At 43.9% G+C, this 17,186-nt stretch carries 22 protein-coding genes; 15 read left to right on the top strand and 7 right to left on the bottom strand.

What is annotated here, in order from left to right:
* Positions 1-54 precede the first annotated feature (54 nt).
* Complete coding sequence (locus tag T320_RS01970) at positions 55-1,170, bottom strand: 5-methyltetrahydropteroyltriglutamate--homocysteine S-methyltransferase (protein WP_037352668.1); 1,116 nt, start codon at positions 1,168-1,170, stop codon at positions 55-57.
* A 161-nt stretch (positions 1,171-1,331) separates the two neighbouring features.
* Between T320_RS01970 and T320_RS01965 the strand changes: the two genes are divergently transcribed.
* Complete coding sequence (locus T320_RS01965) at positions 1,332-2,234, top strand: LysR family transcriptional regulator (RefSeq protein WP_037352664.1); 903 nt, start codon at positions 1,332-1,334, stop codon at positions 2,232-2,234.
* A 125-nt stretch (positions 2,235-2,359) separates the two neighbouring features.
* Here T320_RS01965 and radC read toward each other — a convergent pair whose 3' ends face one another.
* Positions 2,360-2,944 (bottom strand): RadC family protein, encoded by a 585-nt coding sequence (radC, locus tag T320_RS01960; protein ID WP_037352660.1) that lies wholly within the window; start codon positions 2,942-2,944, stop codon positions 2,360-2,362.
* A 60-nt stretch (positions 2,945-3,004) separates the two neighbouring features.
* Complete coding sequence (locus T320_RS01955; RefSeq protein WP_051608546.1) at positions 3,005-3,382, bottom strand: single-stranded DNA-binding protein; 378 nt, start codon at positions 3,380-3,382, stop codon at positions 3,005-3,007.
* Between the two features lie 456 nt (positions 3,383-3,838).
* Here T320_RS01955 and T320_RS14920 point away from each other — a divergent pair, with 456 nt between their 5' ends.
* Positions 3,839-4,807: a rubredoxin gene (locus T320_RS14920; RefSeq protein WP_197019351.1), complete on the top strand. Its 969-nt coding sequence runs from the start codon at positions 3,839-3,841 to the stop codon at positions 4,805-4,807.
* A gap of 220 nt (positions 4,808-5,027) precedes the next feature.
* On the opposite strand, the gene T320_RS01945 is transcribed toward T320_RS14920, so the two are convergent.
* Positions 5,028-6,539 carry a ComEC/Rec2 family competence protein gene (locus tag T320_RS01945; protein WP_037352652.1) on the bottom strand — a complete coding sequence of 504 codons (1,512 nt, stop codon included), beginning with the start codon at positions 6,537-6,539 and terminating at the stop codon, positions 5,028-5,030.
* Positions 6,540-7,113: 574 nt separating this feature from the next.
* On the opposite strand from T320_RS01945, the gene T320_RS01940 reads away from it, so the two are divergent.
* The 3 genes from T320_RS01940 to T320_RS01930 all read left to right on the top strand — a co-directional run bounded on the left by T320_RS01940 (position 7,114) and on the right by T320_RS01930 (position 9,447).
* Positions 7,114-7,383 (top strand): HU family DNA-binding protein, encoded by a 270-nt coding sequence (locus tag T320_RS01940; RefSeq protein WP_037352650.1) that lies wholly within the window; start codon positions 7,114-7,116, stop codon positions 7,381-7,383.
* 54 nt (positions 7,384-7,437) lie between these two features.
* A complete protein-coding gene (locus T320_RS01935; protein ID WP_037352647.1) occupies positions 7,438-8,013 on the top strand; it encodes an RNA 2'-phosphotransferase in 576 nt (191 codons plus the stop codon).
* Between the two features lie 135 nt (positions 8,014-8,148).
* On the top strand, positions 8,149-9,447 hold the full coding sequence (locus T320_RS01930) for a hypothetical protein (protein WP_156032708.1): 1,299 nt from the start codon (positions 8,149-8,151) through the stop codon (positions 9,445-9,447).
* A 101-nt stretch (positions 9,448-9,548) separates the two neighbouring features.
* Here T320_RS01930 and T320_RS01925 read toward each other — a convergent pair whose 3' ends face one another.
* Complete coding sequence (locus T320_RS01925; protein WP_037352641.1) at positions 9,549-9,989, bottom strand: DUF3846 domain-containing protein; 441 nt, start codon at positions 9,987-9,989, stop codon at positions 9,549-9,551.
* Positions 9,990-10,231: 242 nt separating this feature from the next.
* On the opposite strand from T320_RS01925, the gene T320_RS01920 reads away from it, so the two are divergent.
* The 6 genes from T320_RS01920 to T320_RS13795 all read left to right on the top strand — a co-directional run bounded on the left by T320_RS01920 (position 10,232) and on the right by T320_RS13795 (position 13,568).
* Entirely contained in the window at positions 10,232-10,963 is a 732-nt protein-coding gene (locus T320_RS01920; protein WP_037352639.1) for a hypothetical protein, read from the top strand.
* An 18-nt stretch (positions 10,964-10,981) separates the two neighbouring features.
* Positions 10,982-11,167, top strand: coding sequence for a hypothetical protein (locus T320_RS01915; RefSeq protein WP_143555455.1), 186 nt, complete (start codon positions 10,982-10,984; stop codon positions 11,165-11,167).
* Positions 11,168-11,185: 18 nt separating this feature from the next.
* Positions 11,186-11,713, top strand: coding sequence for a hypothetical protein (locus tag T320_RS01910; RefSeq protein WP_037352633.1), 528 nt, complete (start codon positions 11,186-11,188; stop codon positions 11,711-11,713).
* 20 nt (positions 11,714-11,733) lie between these two features.
* Positions 11,734-12,642, top strand: a complete 909-nt coding sequence (gene rbsK, locus T320_RS01905; protein ID WP_037352629.1) for a ribokinase — start codon at positions 11,734-11,736, stop codon at positions 12,640-12,642.
* 146 nt (positions 12,643-12,788) lie between these two features.
* Positions 12,789-13,229 carry a hypothetical protein gene (locus tag T320_RS01900; RefSeq protein ID WP_037352628.1) on the top strand — a complete coding sequence of 147 codons (441 nt, stop codon included), beginning with the start codon at positions 12,789-12,791 and terminating at the stop codon, positions 13,227-13,229.
* A 12-nt stretch (positions 13,230-13,241) separates the two neighbouring features.
* The gene (locus T320_RS13795; protein ID WP_051608545.1) at positions 13,242-13,568 is read left to right on the top strand and encodes a helix-turn-helix domain-containing protein; all 327 of its coding nucleotides are present in this window, start codon (positions 13,242-13,244) and stop codon (positions 13,566-13,568) included.
* A 39-nt stretch (positions 13,569-13,607) separates the two neighbouring features.
* On the opposite strand, the gene T320_RS01890 is transcribed toward T320_RS13795, so the two are convergent.
* Positions 13,608-14,087, bottom strand: a complete 480-nt coding sequence (locus T320_RS01890) for a hypothetical protein (protein WP_156032706.1) — start codon at positions 14,085-14,087, stop codon at positions 13,608-13,610.
* Positions 14,088-14,232: 145 nt separating this feature from the next.
* On the opposite strand from T320_RS01890, the gene T320_RS01885 reads away from it, so the two are divergent.
* The 4 genes from T320_RS01885 (at position 14,233) to T320_RS01870 (ending at position 16,768) form a co-directional block, all read left to right on the top strand.
* Positions 14,233-14,436 (top strand): hypothetical protein, encoded by a 204-nt coding sequence (locus T320_RS01885; protein ID WP_037352624.1) that lies wholly within the window; start codon positions 14,233-14,235, stop codon positions 14,434-14,436.
* Between the two features lie 265 nt (positions 14,437-14,701).
* Positions 14,702-15,100 carry a hypothetical protein gene (locus tag T320_RS01880; protein ID WP_037352622.1) on the top strand — a complete coding sequence of 133 codons (399 nt, stop codon included), beginning with the start codon at positions 14,702-14,704 and terminating at the stop codon, positions 15,098-15,100.
* 89 nt (positions 15,101-15,189) lie between these two features.
* On the top strand, positions 15,190-15,849 hold the full coding sequence (locus tag T320_RS01875; RefSeq protein ID WP_037352621.1) for an SIMPL domain-containing protein: 660 nt from the start codon (positions 15,190-15,192) through the stop codon (positions 15,847-15,849).
* A gap of 298 nt (positions 15,850-16,147) precedes the next feature.
* Positions 16,148-16,768: a phosphoribosylanthranilate isomerase gene (locus T320_RS01870; RefSeq protein WP_051608544.1), complete on the top strand. Its 621-nt coding sequence runs from the start codon at positions 16,148-16,150 to the stop codon at positions 16,766-16,768.
* Between the two features lie 149 nt (positions 16,769-16,917).
* On the opposite strand, the gene T320_RS01865 is transcribed toward T320_RS01870, so the two are convergent.
* Positions 16,918-17,186: transposase (locus tag T320_RS01865; RefSeq protein WP_037352618.1), on the bottom strand; the 269-nt coding region annotated here is incomplete at its 5' end.

Genomic DNA, 17,186 nt, shown 5'->3' with positions numbered 1-17,186 from the left:
AAAAAATGAGGCTGATGCAATGCATAGCCTCATTTTTCATACTTGTGAATAGTGTTAGTGACTCCAGACCAGTTCTGCGATTTCTTTTACCAGTGCCAGTTTTGCCCATTGTTCTTCTTCTGTTAGTTTATTGCCAATCTCGCAAGAGGCAAAACCACACTGTGGGCTAAGATATAACCGCTCTAGTGGTACATACTTCGCCGCCTCATGAATGCGGGCAATGACGGCATCCTTATCTTCAAGTTCCGGCGTTTTGGTCGTAATTAGGCCAAGTACCACTTTTTTATCTGGTGAGATTTTTGCCAGTGGAGCAAAGCTTCCAGAACGTTCATCGTCGTACTCAAGATAAAGTGCATCGACATGCTCCTGAGCGAAAACATAATCAGCTACCGAATCGTAAGACCCACTTGTAAAGAAAGTCGAATGATAATTACCACGACAAATATGGGAGTTAATAACCATATCTGCTGGTTTTCCATCTAGCGCAAGATTATTAACTTTGAGAAGCTGCTGTTTGACCGACTCAAGGTCAAGTCCTAATGCTTTATAGCGCTGCTTGGCAGCATCACCAACAACTGCTCCCCAGGTACAATCATCAAACTGAAGATTACGGCAGCCTGCAGTATAAAACTGTCCAATAACCTCCTGATAAGCCGTAGCGATATCGGCGATAAGCTCATCATCCGTGGTATATATTTGACGCGTCGTTTTCAAATTCTGTGGAATAATAAACTGTTGATACATCTGCGCAGGAGCCGGAATCGTGTATTTAGCCACTGTCTCATCATCTTCAAACTGCTTGAGGAACCGGAAATACTCGACGAAAGGATGTGTCTTGGCCTTGATTTTGCCGACAAGCCATGTATCATCGAGCTCCGCTACCTCACCATGAAATTCGACACCGCCACCTGCTTTATGTGCAACTCCCTCAAAGCCCCACATGAAATCGAGATGCCAATATGCTCGACGGAATTCACCGTCCGTTATTACATGGAAGCCTACTGCTTTTTGCTTGGCTACAACATCGCGTACGGCATCATCCGTTATTGCATTAAGCTCCTCTTGACTGATTTTGCCCTCCTTAAACAAGGCGCGTGCCTCTTTTAGTTTGGCTGGCCGCAGGAAACTTCCTACAAAATCGTAGCGGCATGGTGTATAAATTGTCTGCATTATCCATCATCCTCCAGTAGTTTGCTTGGTGCTATTTCTGTTCTTATGATAAGGATTTCATGTTTTTCTGTAAAATACATAAAATATGGCATTGTTCATAGAAAAAATCTATGGTAAATGGTATAATACCACCCAATGATACAATGCACAGGAGGAACACTATGACACTAAAGCAGCTTCTTTATGCCGTAACGATTGCGGAAACCGGCAATATTACCGAGGCGGCAAAAAAATTATTCATCGCGCAGCCAAGCCTTACCGCCGCGATTCAGTCTCTTGAACAGGAATATGGCATCACGATTTTTTCCCGCTCTAATAAGGGCATAGAGGTTACTGCAGCTGGTGATGAACTATTAGGTTATGCACGGCAGGTTTTAGAGCAGGCCGACCTTATGCATGAACGGTACCTTGGCCAGTCAGCACTCAAGCAGCATTTTTGCGTTTCCTCACAGCATTACTCTTTTGCCGTTGAAGCCTTTGTCGAGCTGATCCGTCGCTTTGATGGGCCTAAATACGAATTCCATATGCGTGAAACGCAAACCTATGACATCATTGATGATGTCGCCCATCGCCGCAGTGAGACTGGTCTGCTTTACCTTAATACCTTTAATCGCTCCATCATATTGAAGACATTAAAGGAAAACAATCTAGCCTTTGAGCCACTATTTACGGCCAAGCCACATGTTTTCATCAGCAAATACAGTCCTCTTGCCAGTAAAGAACAAATCACTTTAGAAGACCTAGCTCCGTACCCGCGGCTCTCCTACGAACAAGGCAATCATAATTCCTTTTACTTTTCCGAAGAAATCCTCAGCACCGAAACAGTGGATAAGGAAATTGTCGTTTGTGATCGGGCAACACTCTTTAATATGCTGATTGGCCTCAACGGTTACACCATATGCAGCGGCGTTATCAGTGAAGAGCTCAATGGCTCTAACATCATTGCCCGGCCGTTGGCTGTTGATGACTATATGGAAATTGGCTATATCCTGCCTAAAAGTATTCGCCCTTCTCGCCTGACCCAGAGCTATATTGCCATTCTAAAAGAAATCATCCGCTCCTAACAGTGACACAGGTCGTGCAAGCTTTATCGAAAATGTAATGTCCAAATGGTTGTAATGCTTTTGTAATGGTTCCTGTAATGCGGTGGCGCAGCAATAGGGCAGGCATGATTGCCTGCCTTGTTTGGTTATTTTATGAGGTCTTTTTCCTTCATGCTCAGGTATTTTTGCTGAGCGATGATTACATGGTCTATAATGGGAATATCCATGATTTTGCCTGCCTTGACCAGCCTTTCTGTAACCGCAATATCTTCCTTGCTGGGGTTTGGGTCGCCGCTAGGGTGATTGTGGACAAGGATAATACCGGCGCAAGGGTATTTTATGGCCTCTTTGAATATTTCCCTGGGATGAACCACCGACGCCGATAAAGAGCCTATGGAAATGGTAGGGGCAGCGATGATACGATTCTTGGTATTAAGCACGGCAATCATAAAGTGCTCCTTGGTTTCGTGAAGCAGTTTGGGCATGAAAAATTTGGATACATCTTCGGGGCCGTGAATAACTGGGTTATCATTGGGGGTCTCCTCCATAATGCGGCGGATGACTTCCTTGATAACATAAAGCTTGTCTGCTTTTTTGACACCAACGCCTTTTATGGTCAAGGGCGCCGTTAATACCTCAGAAATTTTTTTGCAGGCAAGGTTTTCGGCTGGAATATCCAGCAGGGACGAAAGCAGAGAAGCATTGGATTCATAATGCAGATTCTTGTTCATGGTGATTTCCTCCGTTATAGCGGGCTGGCCGTGGCCAGCCCTGCCACAAAACAAGATGCTTTAAGCCGATTTTTTGGCCTTGGTTTTCTTTGATTCCGTATATTCACTGGCTTCACCTTGGCGCTTGGGCTTGGCACCGAATTTAACCTTTTCAGCGATAATTTCGGTTACATAGTGTTTTTCGCCATCTTTTTCGTAGCTGCGGTGCTGGAGCCTGCCTTCAATCTCTACATGCTGGCCTTTTATAAGGTTAGCGGCGCAGGTTTCAGCCTGTTTGCCCCATACGGTCACAGGGATAAATTCGGCCTTTGGTTCTTCGCCAGCCTTGTAGTATTCGGATTGTACGGCAAGATGAATAGTGGTAACGCTGTTGTCGTTGCCCGTGGTGTGAAGTTCGATATCCTGAGAGATATTGCCAGTGAGTGCTACATGATTCATGATAGTTTCCTCCTCGTAAATAAGCAGTTGATATTCTTGCAGGCTTCTCTGCCCTCCCTTTGCCGCCTGCCCGCCGGAATTTTTTGTTTTTGACGCCCATTATAAACGGGCGAAGCCGGTAAAGCGCAAGGGCGCAGAGCGGCGAAGCGAACCCTTGCACTTTACTGGCGCAGCCCGTATAATGCGGCAGACAAAAACAAAATCTGTAATAGATTAAGCCCGGATGGCTGCCGCCATCTGATAATGTCTGTTATATTATTGGCGGCAGGATACCTGCCGCCGTGTAATGGTTTGTAATGCATTGTGAGGAGGAGCAGCCGATGTTAATAATTAACATCGGGCTGATGAATGCGTTACTTGATATATCCCAGCATTTTCATGTTGCAGAATCTTTTAAACAGGAAAGTTATGCGCCATGAAACGGCGTGATTTTGCCGAGAAAGTGAGTGGGGGAGTATGAGTAAAATGAAGATCAAGGCGGTAAAACTCTATGAGAATGGTTTTATGACCCAGCCCTTTGCTATGGGGCTGGAAGATGGCGAGGATAAATTTGACAAAAATGTCAAATATCGCTCTACTTTGCAGAACTTCCTCATTGATACCGGCGATGAGGTCATTCTGGTGGATACGGGGATGCCGTTGGAATCGCCGGATATGGCGGTCGATGTGGATGCGCCCATTTATATCGGCTCCCGCATTGACGATTATGTGACGGCTTTGGAAAAACTGGGGTACAAAAAGGAACAGGTGACGAAAATCCTCGTTACCCATAAGCATCCAGACCATGTTGGGGAACTGCGGAGTTTCCCAAATGCCAAGATTTATATATCCGGCGTCGAGGCGGATGCCATGGAACTGACGGGCGATAATGTGGTGCGGGCAGACTTTAACGACGGCGCATACGAGAACTTTGACAAGAGCATGAAAATCGCCGAGGGGATTCATTATATTTTTGCTCCCGGTCATACCACTGGTACCAGCATTGTTATCGTAGAAAACGATGGTCTGTACTACATCATTCACGGCGATGTGACTTACACCGATGAAGCCTTGTACTGCAACAAACTTTCCATAGCCACCGAGGATAAAGTGGCCGCTCGCGATACACTGAATAAGGTGCGGGAGTTTATCAAAAACCATAAAACCGTGTACTTGTCCACCCATACGCCTTTAGGCTATGAAAATCTGGACAACAAGAAGGTGGTGGATCTGGATAAAATGCCGGAGACTATCCCTCCAGCAATGAATTATGGTCAGCAGAAATTCACCGGCAAATATATCTGCTCCATCTGCGGTACGGTATACGACCCGGCTGTGGGCGACCCCGAACATGGCATTCCCGCAGGAACGGCCTTTGAGGACTTGCCCGCCGATTGGAAGTGCCCACGTTGCAAACAGGGCAAGGATAAGTTTAACAAGGCATAACAGTCTTAAAGAATAGCATCTATATATTTCTAGCATTGACTATACGAATCTAATAGATAATATAAAAAAGGTCTAGCCAAAGGTGTCTTTAGCTAGGCCTATTTTTATATTATATTGATGTTCTAGGAAAGCTTCTATTAATGGATATAATTCGAAGAGATTGTGTCCATTTATGACAAAGATAATTTTACTGAGTTTTTTTATTAAGTTGATAATATAATTAAATTCCTTGTATGCGTGTTCTGTCCTTGAATTGAATATCAACTTGGTATTCGGAAAAGCGAATAGTGGGGATAATTTGATATCCATTATTGGATATCTCTGCAATTTTAGATTCGTCAGGGTGCCCAAAAGTGTTAGATAATCCATAGCTTATGATTGCAACACTATCCGAGTTGGATTGAGGCTTGAATGGGAACGAACTCATCTTTGAGCCATGGTGAGAAACGACAACGCAGCCATAATCTTTTTCAATTAATGATTTTGGGATAACTGAATAATCACAATCGCCACATAATATTGCATTTTGATAAGAACCATGTAACATCATAATTAATCCGAAATTATTAGCACGATTAATGATATGGGTGTTTTTTGAACCGCTATTTTTTCGTATTCCGGTCCAGATTTCTATTGCAGAAGTATTGTTAGAATTTTTCTTATAGATACATGTTTGCTTAAGATCTTCACTGATTATATATACTTGATTGGTTTTTACTTGAATAAGTTTGAGGAAAATTCGAAAGGCATATGATGATACCTGCTTTGTTTTTCGTTCTTGTGGATTATTATTTGAATTGTTTTTTTTCTTATACCAAAGAGAATGTAAATCTGGAACAATCCATTTTCCGTTATATATTTCTTGGCCCCATAAGGATAATCCTAATATATGATCGGTATCCCAATGAGATAAGATGATGATGCTAGGAGTTCGTTCTTTTAGATTATTGATGCTCTTTATGATTTCGTTTTGGTTCCTTTCTGTTTTATACTTAGTTAATCCTACATCAAAAAAAATAGGTACATTATACGCATCGCCGATGATCTCTATGCAATTTCCTTGCCCAATGTTATAACATTTGATACCTTTTGCGGATATTGGAATATCTTTTTCAGTAAGTGGCATGTTATCATGGTAAAGCTTATCATAATAGTCGTCATAGTGATTTATTAATAATGCATTCAATTCAGCTTTGCTTTTAATATCTGTTGTTTCTTTTAGAATGTGAAGGGTGACTGTTTTTTCTGATATTGGACTAGCTACAAACATCAAATTTCCACTGATATAAAAAGGCAGGTCATCTATGGCATGCCTGGTATTGTTAGTGATAATCTCTCCGGTTAGCCAAAAGTTGCTTTTATCGTTGTCGAAATATACTTGTAGTATTTCGATAACTTTATGTAAGGGAATAGAATTACTATGAAAGCCAAGATAATATGGTCGTTCAAAATCTGGTTTCTCATTTAAAATAATATCAAACTCTATGTATACTTTTTGGGTGTAAAAGCGATGCTTACTAGATTTTTCAGTAATTCGATAATTCTTTTTTAGGAAATCTTTAAGACCGATAATATCATCGTTATCGATTAGAGTTTTGAATTTATCATATTTTGCTTCACCGAATAACTCACCCAATCTGCCCATAAATTCGTTGTTGAATATTGGGCGAGCATAAAAGGTTTCACCTGTATCAATTTGCTCAAAATAATTTCTGAATTCATCAAGTTTCATTGGTTACCTCCAAGGGGAAATATTACATCGTATTTTTTTCGCATTTTATATGATATCATAAAAATGTACATGTTTCAATTTATACCTACTGTAAATGGTTGCTTATTCAGTGAAATAAATATAGAGAGTTTTCTACTAGATGTTTAAAGTTTTGGTCGTTATATACTGAAGTTGATAGTAATAGCAACGGATTTGTTATATGAAAATGTGTGGTCGTACAAGAAACGCTATTATCCTAATACTTTTGGTTTGGGCAGCTGGTTAATTGTGCAAATATGGTATGCTGTACAATAAAGAGAACACCGGAAGAGATTGGCAAGATGTCCGGCATAGTACTTCCGGTAGATTATCCCAAATACAAGTGGATGGAAAAGTGGTACGTCCATACCGACCTTCTGCCTAGCAAAGGAAAATCGGGAAGAGTACAACCGGGAAATCGATGAAAATATAACGAAAAACACCCGGATGAAACGGTGGATGCAACTATGTATGGGGAAAAAGCAGGATTTTGACAATATGACGGCGAATATTTTATAATTGTCGTAACAATATCTTTTGGAAAGAGGTAATCAAATTGGCAGAAGTACTTAGCAAAACTGCATTAGTAGACAAAGTAGCAGAGGCTGCAGGCGTATCCAAGAAGGATACCAAGGCTGTAGTAGATGCCCTGCTGGAAACGGTTAAGGAATCCGTAGGAAAGGATGCAGAAATCCGTCTTATCGGCTTCGGTACCTTCAAGAAGGCACAGCGCGCAGCCCGCAAAGGCCGCAACCCGCAGACTGGCGAAGTAATTGATATCGCAGCCAGCGAAAGCCTTGCGTTCAAATCCAGCGTGAAATATTAATTCAGGCAAAATGGCCACCCTGCGGGGTGGCTTTTCCTTTAGGAGGCAAGGTGGATGGATAAACTATCCGGGGCTGAAGTAAAGCTCAGCAAGAAAATTGCCTGTGTACTCAGGCATAAGCCGGAATCAGCAGGCCTTAAAATGGATAAGCATGGCTGGGTGAGTGTTTTAGAATTAATAAAAGCTCTATCGATGGATATGGAAACGCTGGAAAAGATTGTGACACTCAATGACAAGAAACGGTTTATATTCAGCGAGGATAAGTCCAGAATAAGGGCTTGCCAAGGGCACAGCATCAAGGTGGATGTGGAGCTGAAAGAGTCTGTGCCGCCAAGATATCTGTATCATGGAACGCCAATCAAAAACAGGGAAAACATAGAAAAAGAAGGCCTGCGCCCCATGAAAAGGCTGTATGTCCACTTGTCCGCTGATATCGATACGGCTTGGCAGGTCGCCAAAAGGCGCAAGTCGTCAGAGGGTTATGTAATATACCGTATAGATACAGAAGCCATGATTAAAAGCGGCAGAAAGTACTATCAGGCAGAGAATGGTGTCTGGCTGACGAAGATAGTTCCAACGTCCTGCATGGAAGAGATAAGTTGTGAGTCTGCGGATATGGAGATGAAATAGATGGTCGATTTGCATATGCATACTAAGGCATCCGACGGTACAGATAATAGCCGTAGTTTGCTGGAAAACTTGCGGTCGAAGGGAATCCGAATATTTTCAGTTACTGACCATGATACGTTTGAAGGCATTTACGATATGGAATACGAAGTCCCAGCTGATATGGTATTTATCCGTGGCATAGAGGTCAGCTGTGTCACAGAGATTAGAAATTGTCACATCCTGGGCTATGGTTTTAATAAGGATGTGCGGGCCTTTGCAGCAATGGTGAATAAAGCCATGGCGAAAAGGCAGGAAGTCGTAGAAACACATCTTAACTTCATCAAGGATAAGTATGGGATTGAGATAAGTGAAGACCTGAAGCAGTATGCCAACAAGGATTGGAAGGCACGATTAGCCAAAATACTGGTTGCCATGGGAAAAGCTACGGATGAGAAGCAGGCAAGGGAAACGTATATCAAGCCCTGTAATACCAATGGCATCCGTATTGATGCCAGAGAGGCGATTGCCGGCATTTTAGCCGCCGGAGGCATCCCCGTGTGGGCACATCCTTATGGCGGCTATACCAAGCGTGATATGAATGATGAGGAATTTGAAAAGCAGCTAAAAATCCTGCTTGATGCAGGGCTGCAGGGGATAGAGTGCTATTATTCGGGATTTGATGAGGCTCAGGTAAAATCCCTGCTGAAGGTCGCTAAGGAACATAACCTTTTCATAAGCGGTGGCAGCGACTATCATGGTGAATGCAAAGACATTAAGCTGGGAACATTGGATAGCTATGGAAAAGAGGTCAGCGAGGAAGAATTGACCATACTGGCAGAGCTTTCCAAAAGGCAAAAAGAAAAGCCATTTCCCTTGATAGAGATTGAGGAATGGCATAATCCTGGCGCGTGTTTCTGGTTTGAGCCGGTAATGGTGAAGGATTTGAGTCAGAATACATATTCTCTGGATAACCTGCGTAGTATGGAAGAGGCAGAAATATCTATTTCCAGCAGTTCCTTTGAAGATTTTTTGTATCCGCTTTTTGAGCGCCACTTTGATAAAGATTTGCCTGAGAATAAAGGGCGATATGAAGAATGGCCGGAAGGCAGAAAGTACATGACTGAGTTTGAGTGGTACCTGACGGATAATTTCTATACCTACGATAAAATGGTTCTGGTACTCCATGACATAGAGCTCGTGGCAAACAGGCTGGAGAATAGCTATGAGGATACCAGACTGGATTTTCTGCGTGAAGGTTTAAGGCATTTGCCGGATTATATGCCGGAGTATTGGCATTTGGATACGAAACTCTCGGATTCCGAGGCAGATAAGATTACAAGTGCCAATAGAAGTCATATCGTAGATTTTTACCGGCGGTTCGTAAAATCAATCCGAGAAATGATGCAGGCCGGAGAAAAGGCTGGCTATAACCGGATTTCTGTGTGCGGGCCCTAATTCTGATGACTTTGAGGTAATGCACTGCAATGTTGTTGTGATGGTTTGTAATGCCTGTCGCGCAAAGGATGCCGGCCATCTGGCCGGACATCCCCCGCATTTTAGCAGGCTGATTTTACGCCGCCAAGAAGTCCCATATGTGCGGCCTTATTAAGCTTATCTATGCTGGACTGCATAAAAGAACCAAGCTCTTTAGCTTCGTCGGTGCTGATGCCGATAGTTTCGCCTTCTTCGTTGCATTTTGCTATAATAAAGTTACCGCAAATGACGTCGAAGTAATTCGGCTTCAGCTCACCGAGGAAAAGGGTGGGATAAAGAGGACCGTTTTTGAGCAGGAATTCATCATCGAACCATACATCGTACTCGGTGCCGTTATACTCAAAGGAGCGGCAGTCAACGCATCTGCAGCCTATGATTTTGTAGGCTTCCTCCAGAAAGTTCCCTTTGGTGATGTATCCAGTTCCTGATGTAAGGACAGTGCCCCGCTCACTCTTGATAAGTTCGGCGATGTAAACGTTCATCTTGTTGTTGTTCTTTTCCATTTTGCATTCTCCTTCCGAGGGAGCCTCTAGCCCCCTGCTGCGCAGTTTATTTTTTTGACGCGAAGGCTAAACAGCAGGCAGCGGGCGCAGGCAAGAGCGCTTCGCAGAAGCGGCGTCAGCTTCTCTTGCCGAAGCCCGCTTCCTGCTGTAGACTGAGGCGGCCAAAAAAATAGGAATGTAATGATGGAAAGGAAAATGGTTGAAATATGTTGTAATGGTTTGTAATGGTAAGGGGGCTTAGAATGTCAAAAAAGCTGGATAGGCGCAATTATATGAGAAATACGCTGCTGGCGCTGTCGGCAAAGGATAAGCCGTTTATCATACGCGGTTACTATGTGGCAAACCCAAATCTTGATTATGTCACATACACCGATATTCGGCCTTATGTTCCGCAGGGAGCTTCCACCAATCAGATATGTAATCATATCAATATCACGGCAGAACAGGTAGAACGGTATATTGATATACGCCCGGAACTGCATTATGTAAAAGATTTTCTTGTCTGCAGGGCACGGATATATCACGGACGGGGCGATGTGTGCCGTGGAGGAGTGGTTCTTACGGAAGAACTGGGGATTCCGCCAGTAATGCGGGTGGATTATCCTAAGTCGCGGGAAATTATTGCCCAGATTCCCAAGGAAAGATACATTGACTTTTTTACGTATGCAGAAGGAAGATATGCTTATTACGGCGAAAATCCATGGGTTAATGGGCATAAAGTAAAAATGTCCAAACCGCATATAGAGCGTCGCAAGGTTCAATATCAGGAACCGGAGGATATCACGCCGGAGCTCTTTATGGATATGTTTGCCCAGGCCAATCCGCTATGGATACCGCCACCAAGGAATAATTTGCGTTTTGATCCGATGGAGTTTATCAGTCAGTATATACCGCAGCGGGACTTGCAGGAATTGCTGTTCGAGCGGCCCAGGCTTCGTAAACAGGTGATAAGTGAGTTCAGGAGAAGAATGTGATATTGGAGGTTGATGGATTTGGAAAACAAACCTGATAAGCTTACTGGTATCCGATTGGCTAAGAATAACAATGTAAAGTCCCGCTGGAATAGTGGCATCTGTTCGCTCTGTGGCAAATGGGTCGAGATGATAACCCAGGAACATGCAAAAGAACATGGCTTTAAGAATGCCGATGAGATGGCCAAGGCTGGCGTGATAAAGTAAAGAAGAGGAGGATTTAGAGTGAAGAAAATTGGCTTGCTGATATGTATGCTGCTGCTCATGGGCATGAGCAGTGTATTTGCTAATGGGATGACGGATGGTGTGGACATCACCGGGAAACGCTATGATGCAAGTGTGGAATATAAAATGGTGCCGCAGCACCCACAGCCGGATATGTCCGAGCGAGGAAACTATCTCTACTTGAACCATAACATTCCCATATGTGGAGTGAGTGAAGCTGCGGTCTATTATTTGGATCTGACCAGTTGCAACTACTATGTGGAAGATGGCATTGCCTATGTAAGCTGCATTGTATATGCAGGCAGCGGCGGTGCAGATGGCCAGGGAAATCCCGGTAAGATAGCTAAAAAGACTTATCGGTTCAGTACGTTCAAAAATAATGGCCAGAGAAATATCCGACTGCTTAGCTGTGTAGATAAAAATGGCGAAAATGTGACAGCCCGTGAATATAAGTGGGATAACGGTTTCCTGTATTCCATTTTCTGGAAGGCTGCGGATAAAGTTGGTCTCAGCCAGTATCTGGACTGATGTAATGCGAGGGATTTTTCATGAATAAGGTATTGGTTGTCGGCAGTTTGAATATGGATTTTGCGGTCTATATGGATAGAAGGCCTAAGGCCGGGGAAACGGTCATGGCGCAGAGTATGAAGCTTGTGCCCGGCGGTAAGGGAGCCAATCAGGCTTATGCGCTGGGAAAACTGGGCGCAGATACTTCCATGATTGGTGCTGTAGGCACGGATACCTTTGGTGAGCAGATGCTGGCCAATCTGGAAAATGTGGGTGTGGCAACGGATGGCATTAAAAAAATTGCCGGTACGGAAACCGGCAAGGCATTTATCGAGATTGAAAAAACCGGCCAGAACAGCATCAGCGTGATTGCTGGTGCCAATGCCGCCGTTGATGAAGACTTGGTGAAGGCGCAGGAGGAAAAGTTTGCTAAGGCCGATGCTGTGGTCATGCAGCTGGAAATCCCCATGCCTGCCGTAGTAGCTGTCGCAAAGCTTGCAAAAAAACATGGCAAGACCGTAGTGCTTGATCCGGCTCCGGCACGGAACGATTTGCCGGATGAACTTTGGGCGCAGGTGGATATCACCAAACCCAATGAAACGGAACTTGCCCTGCTCACCGGCCTCCCTACTGGTACGGAGGAAGAAGTGGTGACAGCGGCAAAAGCGCTCATTGCCAAGGGTGTGAAAAACGTACTGGTGACTTTGGGCGGTGACGGCACTATGCACGTTTCAGCAGATAAGGTGGAAAAATTCCCGGCTTACAAGGTAAAGGCTGTCGATACCACCGCCGCTGGCGACTGCTTCCTGGCCGCATTTATGAGCCGCTTTGATGGCACCAATTTTGCCGAAGCTATCGACTTTGGGGCAAAGGCATCGGCTATCGCTGTAACTCGTCAGGGTGCGCAGACATCCATTCCTACGGTGGAAGAAGTAGAAAGCTTTAATTAAGCGTTAGCTATCCGGCTGATGATGTAAAAATTTTAATGAATATGGTAAAATAATAAGTGCTGGGAAACCAGCCGCATACTTGGAGTCGGCCATCCCCATGTGGCTGGCTCTTTTTTATGGCTTAATTTGTACAAGGAGATGCAGCTATGACACTTTATGAAAACAATATCGATTTCAGATTACTGGATAAGGTAACCGGCGGCTTTATCACTGCGCTGGCAATTCATGCGATGGATAACTTTGTTGAAGATGAGGAGAATGAAAAAGAATTCGGCGAAGAGGACTATAAGGCGTTATGCGATTATGATTTCACGGCAAAGAATTTAAGCCCGGAAGTGCTAGAGAAATGCTCTGCTATTCTGGAAGATTTTAGAAGCAACCTTAGCAGCGAACAGAAAGAAAGCATAAAAGGGATGGAAGAGGAAGAGCAGGTCAGCTGGGGATATGATTTATATAATACGCTTGTGCGTGGCCTTTTCTGCTTGGATGAGGAATATGAGCCGGTAGTAAAGGCAATGACAGCTGTTAATGCCATGCCTGGGATAGGAAAAGACGATACCGGAGCAGTTCGGATTTTCTTTAAATAAGCGGGAGGAAGAATGGTCAATAAAATAATTGGAAATTTCTTTATGCGCAGGCTGCCTGAGCTAAGAAGAGAGCGCGAACTTACAAGAAAAGAGATAGCAAAAGGCGTTGGCGTAACACTCGGAAAATACGATAAATGGGAAGCGGGAAAGGTTCTGCCTAAGTCTGAGGATATTGCAAGACTGGCAAAGTTTTATGAACTCAGTGTAGATGACTTCCTAGGCCTGACGGCTGAAGAAAGTGAAGCCATCCACCAGCGCCTTTTGGAAGATGCCGAAAAGCTGCTGCCAGAGGCGCGAAAAATAGTGCTGGAGGCTATGCAGTCTGAGAGCCATCGCTAAGGATGAAATTATGTGGTGCAAGAGTGCCGCATGATGGTGCTACTTTAAGAACATGATTATCAGAAATCCTATACCGCCTATAGCAGCGAGGACAAGAAAAAGCCCCAGAATTATTCCGCAATAAGCCAAGAGATTTTGCTTTTGCTTTTCCCGCTCTTCCGGAGTATCTGCAAGCTTCATTGCACATAAAATACTGGCACCAGCCCCGGCAAAGATGAGAAAAATGGCAAAAGCTAACGCTATTAATTCTATATTATCCCCGCGTTCCGTCGTTAGTGCCATGATTAGCATGGATAATGCCATAAAACATAGGAATACTGCGACGTTGTATTGCTTTTTATAAAAAAAGTAATAACCTGCTGAGGTCAGGAAAAAGACGCATCCTGACAGCATAAAGCGCGGGCCTGCAATACCGCTGCGGTGAAGCCATCTGCCTAAGCCGGTGCAAGATGTACATACAAGTGTGCGATGCTTTTCTAATTGTTCATCCAGATAGTTCAATAAATCTCTTATAGACACGGGCGTCATCTCCTAATATGTTCTGATGCAATCTTACCATCTGAATCTTAGCTGGAGATTAAAAACGAGCCGATGTCCATGCCTTGCCAAATAATACATCAGCCCCTATAATAGGGATATGCTATTTTAGGAGGAAGATTGAATAATGGCAAGAAAAGCAAATTATGAAGAAAAAATCAGCGCTCTGGAAGCAAAAATTGAAAAGAAGCAGAGCGAAATCAAAGCAATGAAGGCTAAGGCTGCTGAGCTGAAAGTCCAGAAGGCTAAATATGACTATCAGGAATTGACCGAATACATGCAGGCTAATGATCTGACTGCTGCGGAAGTCCTGGCTTGCATTAAGGACTAAATTTAATCATGAAGAATAGCAGGGCTGATATGGCCCTGTTTTTTGATGAAAAACGCCTCGGAGAACCTCCGGGGCGTTTGGCTATATGTGAATTTTTAACAGAAAACCAAGAAGGCTTTAACCATATGTTAAGAATATCGTGATATAATCTCTCAGTGTTTGTGTGGATACAGCTATTATAAACACCTGGCTATTTCCGTAAGCAGTAAAGAATCGATTTGACTGTGATGAGAAAAACTATGCAGGTTTAACGGAGGAATGGAAGATGAAAAAAATCGTAATGGCAGTTATAACCATACTGTTAATGAGCAATGTGGTATTTGCTATGCAACAGCGGGGTTCGGATGGGATTGTCTACTGGAATGGTGACAGAAATTATCCGATTTGGGATGCTGGCAACCATGGAGGTTCCTGCATAGACGTAAGTTCTGCCGTGATGAAGGTAAACAGTAAGAGTGAGTGCCTGATTGCGGTACTGGATTACTCCGTAAATTTTGATACGGACAGCATGGCTTCCAAGGGCGTTGTGCAATTCAAAGAGGATAAGAAAACCGGCCAGATTTACTTTTATGTACAAGGAAGCAAATGGGGCTGGCAGAAATTCGGTTCCAGCTCCCATCCGGAAGTATACTATCTTGTGAAGTCCCATTTGAATCAAAGATAGGATTAAGGACTGTGTAGGCAGGTATCCGCAGGTAAGACCGCGAATAAATGACGCAGAGCCAGCAGAACATTCATTGGGAGGCGTCATTTATGATAGCGGATAAGCATACCATACAGGTCAAAGGTATTGGCCGAGTAAGTAGAACACCGGATACCATCATCGTTTGGATGCATGTGGAATCCTGCGATACTGACTATAAGCAGGCAGTAGATAGTGCAGCACAGCAGCTGAATCTTATCCGGGCTAACCTTGGGACGATTGGTTTCACGAAAGAAGACCTGAAAACCACAAGCTTTGATATTCATGCAAGACATGATAACATCCACCGGGAAGACAATACCTACAAAGAGGTGTTTATAGGCTACGAAGTCAGACATGACCTCAGCCTGTCCTTCTCTAAGGATATGGCGAAGCTGGATGAGGTGATTTCTGTTTTGTCGATGTGTCTGGCAGACCCTGATGTCAGAATAGGCTTTGCCCTTTCGGATATTGATGGGGCTAAAAAGGAAATTTTGGAAAAGGCAACAAAAGATGCCTTGGAAAAAGCCAATATACTGTGCAATGCAGCTAATGTGAAACTGGGGCAGTTGTTGTCTATAGATTACAGCTGGGACGAAATAAGCTTTGAAGCACATGATAAGTTCAGGATGAGTGACCTGAGCATCGGCTGCGAGGAGGCGAGTTTCGATTTTGAGCCGGATGACATAAAGGCCAGCGATACCGTGGAGTTTACATGGGAAATTAAATGAGCAAAAAATCCCTCGGCTTTTGCCAGAGGGATTTTTAATAGCCAGTATCAAGAGGCCCCCGGAGCTGCGGGATAGTCTCCGGGGGCGGGGATTGGAATGTCAGGGCCATTCCAGGAAAGGTGTGATCACAAGAGAATTAACAAAGGGGATCACGTCTTTAAGTGTAGTACTCCTGTTCGTTAATGTCAAGAAATGTTCTAAAGATTTACTATAATTATACTATATAGTATTTCTCTGGTAGACTTTATGGTATAATAAATTTGTGTGTGCATCATTGCAGAAAGCGTAGGGGATTGCCATGAGAGCTAAGATTTGCAAGATTACCGATTTGTTTACAGCACTGAACGCAGAAGATGCAGGGGCTGATTTCCTTGGTTTTGTATTCGATGATAAAAGCGATGCCTATATCTCACCGCTAAGGGTAGAGGTGATTGCGCAGCAGATTAAGGCAGCTCGTCTTGTCGGTGTGTTCCGCGATGAAGATTTAAAGACAGTAAATCACTGGGCCAATAAAATCGATTCGGATTACGTACAGCTTGACGGCAATGAAGATGCTGAATATGCCAGAAAAGTAGACCGCCCCGTGATTAAGAGCTTTCGCTATGATGATAAATTTTCTGTGGAAAGAGCAATGGTGTATCCGGCGGAAATGATACGCCTGGATTTCGGGGGCCAGCTTATGCTTGGCTTTGACAGGAAGAAGGCCATAAGGGATATCTGTGCTGTTAACAAATCTGTGATACTGGCTGGCGATGTAGACCCGAAGAAGGTCAAAAAGCTATGCCTGAAGCTGCAGCCCTATGCTTTTGATACGCCTATTGGTATGAATGGTGCATATGGCATAAAGGATTTTCTGCGTCACCTCAAGGGAAATGTGCAGGATGAAGTTATACGCCACTACGGCTATAGCATGGCATAAATATAGAGCCGCTCCACTGACCGATTTGTAGTGACCCCATAAAGTTAGACTTTACCGGTAGTAGCAATTATTTGCTGCTACCGGTTTTTTTAGAGGGTGTGAATAAAAGTCTGTAAATAGGTCTTCTATGACTTTAGCATTTATGTATTTTACGGTTGTAATCTGTCAGGGTACATAATGGTCAACTCGCCCCTTACCTTACCCCAGTTCCGAATTGGCATAGTCCATTTCTTGGTAGCCTCAAACGTTGCCAGATACAATGCCTTCAGCAATGCCTGCTGGCTGGGGAAAACACTTCGCTGGCTGTTCAGACGGCGATATGAGGAATTCAGGCTCTCAATGGCGTTGGTCGTGTAAAAGGCTGTACGGACGTCTGTTGAGAACTTGAATATCGGCGTTATTACATCCCAGTTGTCAA

Source organism: Selenomonas sp. FC4001, from assembly GCF_000701565.1.
GTDB lineage: Bacteria > Bacillota > Negativicutes > Selenomonadales > Selenomonadaceae > Selenomonas_A > Selenomonas_A ruminantium_B.
Note: the sequence above shows the minus strand (reverse complement) of the source record. Positions and strands in the feature narration are given on the sequence as shown.

What these genes read in the sequence shown, in the direction of transcription:
- T320_RS01970 (WP_037352668.1), bottom strand. Translation starts at nt 1,170, where the DNA reads ATGCAGACAATTTATACACCATGCCGCTACGATTTTGTAGGAAGTTTC.
- T320_RS01965 (WP_037352664.1), top strand. Translation starts at nt 1,332, where the DNA reads ATGACACTAAAGCAGCTTCTTTATGCCGTAACGATTGCGGAAACCGGC.
- radC (WP_037352660.1), bottom strand. Translation starts at nt 2,944, where the DNA reads ATGAACAAGAATCTGCATTATGAATCCAATGCTTCTCTGCTTTCGTCC.
- T320_RS01955 (WP_051608546.1), bottom strand. Translation starts at nt 3,382, where the DNA reads ATGAATCATGTAGCACTCACTGGCAATATCTCTCAGGATATCGAACTT.
- T320_RS14920 (WP_197019351.1), top strand. Translation starts at nt 3,839, where the DNA reads ATGAGTAAAATGAAGATCAAGGCGGTAAAACTCTATGAGAATGGTTTT.
- T320_RS01945 (WP_037352652.1), bottom strand. Translation starts at nt 6,539, where the DNA reads ATGAAACTTGATGAATTCAGAAATTATTTTGAGCAAATTGATACAGGT.
- T320_RS01935 (WP_037352647.1), top strand. Translation starts at nt 7,438, where the DNA reads ATGGATAAACTATCCGGGGCTGAAGTAAAGCTCAGCAAGAAAATTGCC.
- T320_RS01930 (WP_156032708.1), top strand. Translation starts at nt 8,149, where the DNA reads ATGGAATACGAAGTCCCAGCTGATATGGTATTTATCCGTGGCATAGAG.
- T320_RS01925 (WP_037352641.1), bottom strand. Translation starts at nt 9,989, where the DNA reads ATGGAAAAGAACAACAACAAGATGAACGTTTACATCGCCGAACTTATC.
- T320_RS01920 (WP_037352639.1), top strand. Translation starts at nt 10,232, where the DNA reads ATGTCAAAAAAGCTGGATAGGCGCAATTATATGAGAAATACGCTGCTG.
- rbsK (WP_037352629.1), top strand. Translation starts at nt 11,734, where the DNA reads ATGAATAAGGTATTGGTTGTCGGCAGTTTGAATATGGATTTTGCGGTC.
- T320_RS01900 (WP_037352628.1), top strand. Translation starts at nt 12,789, where the DNA reads ATGACACTTTATGAAAACAATATCGATTTCAGATTACTGGATAAGGTA.
- T320_RS13795 (WP_051608545.1), top strand. Translation starts at nt 13,242, where the DNA reads ATGGTCAATAAAATAATTGGAAATTTCTTTATGCGCAGGCTGCCTGAG.
- T320_RS01885 (WP_037352624.1), top strand. Translation starts at nt 14,233, where the DNA reads ATGGCAAGAAAAGCAAATTATGAAGAAAAAATCAGCGCTCTGGAAGCA.
- T320_RS01880 (WP_037352622.1), top strand. Translation starts at nt 14,702, where the DNA reads ATGAAAAAAATCGTAATGGCAGTTATAACCATACTGTTAATGAGCAAT.
- T320_RS01875 (WP_037352621.1), top strand. Translation starts at nt 15,190, where the DNA reads ATGATAGCGGATAAGCATACCATACAGGTCAAAGGTATTGGCCGAGTA.
- T320_RS01870 (WP_051608544.1), top strand. Translation starts at nt 16,148, where the DNA reads ATGAGAGCTAAGATTTGCAAGATTACCGATTTGTTTACAGCACTGAAC.